Source organism: Rhizobacter sp. P2_H2 (assembly GCF_056403375.1).
On the sequence record NZ_JBFUFP010000511.1, the window covers coordinates 1 to 3,811 of the forward strand.

Here is a 3,811-nt window from a genome sequence, read left to right on the forward strand (position 1 = left end):
CCTTGAAGGTGGCCGGCGTCGTCTTGGAGATGTTGGGCAGCATCGCCATGCGTCACCTCAGCAGCCGCAGGCCTTCGTGGGCCAGGTGAAGCTCCTCGATGCCGACCTCGGTGCCCTTGGCGTTGAGGTCAGCGGCTTTGAACTTGACCGGCATGCAGCGGTCCAGGCCCCAGGTGATGACGGTTTCGCCGAGCGTGTTCTGCACGGCGATCTCCGCGCCGAGCCGGTACGCATAGCTGCCGCCGCCGACCTGCTGGAACCACTTGAACAGGTCGCGCCGGCTGGTCATGCCGCGCTTGAGCACGACGGTGGCGAAGGTGACGGGGCCTGGCCGCTGCACCACGCCCCAGTTCATGCCGCCGACCTTGATCTGCTTGGGCTCCATCGTGGCTTCCAGCCCGGTGCACTCGGCAAACGCGCCACCCACCATGGCGACCGCGCCGGACTTGCCGCTGTCCACGCGCTTGAACGACAGCTCGAAGCGGAAGACGTGCAGCGGGGCTTCGGTCTCGACCGTCATGCCGCCTCCCTCAGGGTCGCGCCCGGTGCGGCGGTGTTGCCGAGGTCGAGAACGACGGTGATGCGTTCGATCGAGGCCGCCGGGCGCACGCTGATCTCGACGATGAGCCGTCCGGCATCGAGGTCGGCCTGGCTCATCGTGCTGCGGTCGCAGCGCACCTCGAAGGCTTCCGAGGCGTTGGCGCCGGCGAAGGCGCCTTCGTTCCAGAATCCGAGCAACAGGTCTTCCAGCTGGCGCTGCACCTGGCCCCACAAGGATGGGCCGTTCTTTTCGAAGACCAGGGCGTCCCCCTCGGCACGCACCGTGCGGCGGATCGCTCCCATCAGCCGGGAGGCACCGCCGAAGCGCCAGGCTTCGCTCGGCGAAGTGCTGACGTCGGATTGCAGCATCCAGCCGGCCGGGCTCTGCGCGATCACGCAGATGTGGCGTGCGAGCCTTGCATCGGGGCTGTCGTCGCCCAGGCCCCAGCTGGGTTGCGGTACGGCCTCGGCCACGTCGCGCAGCAGGCGCAGCGAGCTGTCGCCGGCCACCGAACGGAAGCAGCCGGCGCGCATGGCACCCTCGGCCACCAGGCCCGCGAGAACGCCATCGGGTGCTTCGAGTCCGGCAGGCAGGTCGTCGCTCGAGGCCTGCGTGCGCAGCCACGGCCACGCGAGCTGCACGAACGCGCTTGCCGCGCCAGGATCGCCGGGCAGGCCGTCGGCACGCAGCAGCTGCAACTTCTGCAGCCAGGCCGGCATGTCGGCCTGGGCATGCACGCGGGACGCACCAGCGCCGTCGCGTGCCTCCAGGTGCGGCAAGGGCAGTGCACCGACGAAGACGATCTCACGCTGCCAGGTCGACAGGAAACTGCGCACCCGCGCCACTGCGCCCATCCAGGCGTTGTAGCCATCGAGGTCGAGTTCGGGCGGCGCGAGCCGCTGCAGGCGGGTGTCGGGTGGCGCGACCTCGTCGGTGCTGCACTCGACGAAGCCTTCGGGAAGCGGCGCGACAAAAGGTGCCGGCTCGACCGCAGGCGCGACATGGCTGCAGGCATCGGCCAGGTCGGGCAGCACCAGCATGCTGGTGTCGCGCAAGCCATGGAGGTGCTCGATGCCGTGCCAGCTCGACGGCGTCACGGCCGAGAAAGGCGGGTTGGCGGGCAGCACCGCTGGAACCAGTCGCGCGAGCCGCGTCTGCGATGCCGCCAGCCGCTGCGCCGCCGTCTCGAGGTAGTCCCACGGGTCGCCCACGCGCAGCACGATGGCGCGCCGCCCACCGCGGGCGAAGAAGCTGCGCACTGCCGCACCGAGGTAGGTGGCGCAGCGCCGGTCGCTGTCGGGCGACAGCAGGCGCTGCTCCCACGCGAAGAGTTCGTCGAACTGCTGCCAGCTGTCCAGGGCCAGCGGCAGATTCAGCAGGCTCTCCACCTGTTCCGCCGTGCGGCCCCAGGGCCCGTCCACCCATCCGCTCGCACGCAACTGCTCGCGCAGCGCAGCCGGCAGCGGCTTGCCGGCGCGGCGTGCGACGTAACCGACGAAGCAGGCCACGTCGGCGCGGCGCACCTGCGGCAGCGGCRCTGCCTTGGCGAGTTCGAAGACCAGGCTCATGGTGCGCTCCGTCGCGTCAGACGCTGATCTCCAGCGCCTCGGCCGACAGCACCATCTCCTCGAGGGCGACGTCACCGCCCCCCTTCGCGGCGAGGGTGGGGCCGGTGTACTTCATCGGCACCACACCGCGCAGGACCCATGACTGCACGGGCTTCTGCGAGGTCTCGTCCATCAGCGTGATGGTCACGCTGCGTTGCGCGCGCGGTCCCTTGACGCGTGTCTCCGCGATCCAGTCGAACAGGGTCTTGGAGTTGAGGATGCCGCGCTTGAGCGTGACGTCCGAGACCTTGTGCACGCCGGCGACCTTGCGCACGTGGTTCTCCTTGTCGTTGCCGTAGCGGTACTCGGACATGGTGACCTCGGTGCCGATGCCCGAGACATCGGAGAAGCCGCCGAAGGCTTCGCTGCCGTTGAAGTTGACGATGAAGTTGAAGGCGCCGTAAGGCGTGGTCCTGTCGGCCATGGTGATGGACTCCTATGCGGTGGGGTAGGGGTCAGGCCCGCGCGTCGGCGGTCTTCTGCCCGAGGCGGAAGATCACGAACTCGGCCGGGCGGATCAGCGCCACGCCGATGAGGCAGACCAGGCGGCCGTTGTCGAGGTCGTTCTGCGTCATCGTGCTGCGGTCGCAGCGCACGAAGAAGGCTTCCTCGGCGTTGGCGCCCAGCAGGGCGCCGTTGCGCCACTCGTTGTAGAGGAAGTCCGAGATGGTCTGGCGCACATTGGCCCACAGGCGTTCGCCGTTGAGCTCGAACACGGCCCATTGGGTACCGCGGTCAATCGAGGCCTCGAGGTAGTTGAAGTAGCGCCGGTCGGAGACGTACTTCCATTCCGGATCGCTGCTGGCCAGGCGTGCACCCCACAGGCGATAGCCGCGGCCCGAGAGGTAGCGAAGGCAGTTGATGCCCAGCGGATTGAGTTGTTCCTGCTGCGAGAAGTTGATGTCCAGCTCGAAACGCAGCGCACCTGTGACGACCTCGTTGGCCGGCGCCTTGTGCACGCCATGCTGCGGGTCGTTGTCGTTGCGCGCGTAGATGCCGGCGACGAAGCCGGAAGGCGGCAACGCGATCTCCTTGGGGATGTCGTCGCGGCCCGGACGCGCCAGCGGGTTGGAGACCACCACCCACGGGTAGTAGAGCGCGGCGTACTTGGAGTCGATGCGCCCGCGTGCCACTCGCACGTCGCCCGGGACCAGGCGCGGTGCCGAATCGAGGACCGCGATGCGGTAGCTGCGGCGCCGTTCGGCATGGCCGATCAGCGCCAACTGGATGGCCGGCCCATCGCCGTAGGCGCTCGAACCCGGCGCGGCGACGATCGAGACGTCCTCGAGCGAGATCAGCGAGGCCAGCGCGGCGGCGTAGGTGCCGGCCGTGGTGTCGGCGCCTGCGATAGGAGCCGCGCCGTCGGTCCCGCCGGCCAGCACGAGCGCCGGACGCCGGTCGTCACCGGGCAGCGCCGGAAGGGCGAGGACGGCCGTCTGCAGCTCGAAGGCGGTGACGCCGGTGCCGACGTCGAACCAGATCTGGTTGTTCAAGGCGTCGCCACGCGTCGTGGGGTTCTGGGAGAGCAGGGTGCCGACGTAGCGCGGGTGCGCGCTGCCGTAGCCGAGTTCGTCCCAGCCTTGCACGTAGCCGTCGGCATCCGCGAACTCGACGGACAGCGAGAGCAGTTCGGCGGTGGCGCCGACAGGGCCGGGCGTGGCGG

General features: G+C 69.3%; 4 protein-coding genes. All 4 read right to left on the bottom strand.

The annotated features are described in order from the left end of the window. Positions 1–52: 52 nt before the first annotated feature. A complete protein-coding gene (locus tag AC1D15_RS21360) occupies positions 53–520 on the bottom strand; it encodes a phage tail protein (protein ID WP_047512712.1) in 468 nt (155 codons plus the stop codon). Beyond that, the gene (locus AC1D15_RS21365; protein ID WP_477827549.1) at positions 517–2,109 is read right to left on the bottom strand and encodes a phage tail protein; all 1,593 of its coding nucleotides are present in this window, start codon (positions 2,107–2,109) and stop codon (positions 517–519) included. Before AC1D15_RS21365 ends, AC1D15_RS21360 begins: the two co-directional genes overlap by 4 nt. A gap of 16 nt (positions 2,110–2,125) precedes the next feature. Further along, entirely contained in the window at positions 2,126–2,572 is a 447-nt protein-coding gene (locus tag AC1D15_RS21370) for a phage tail protein (RefSeq protein ID WP_047512707.1), read from the bottom strand. A 31-nt stretch (positions 2,573–2,603) separates the two neighbouring features. Continuing rightward, positions 2,604–3,811 (bottom strand): phage tail sheath family protein (locus AC1D15_RS21375; RefSeq protein WP_477827550.1); only part of this gene is annotated, 1,208 nt, incomplete at its 5' end.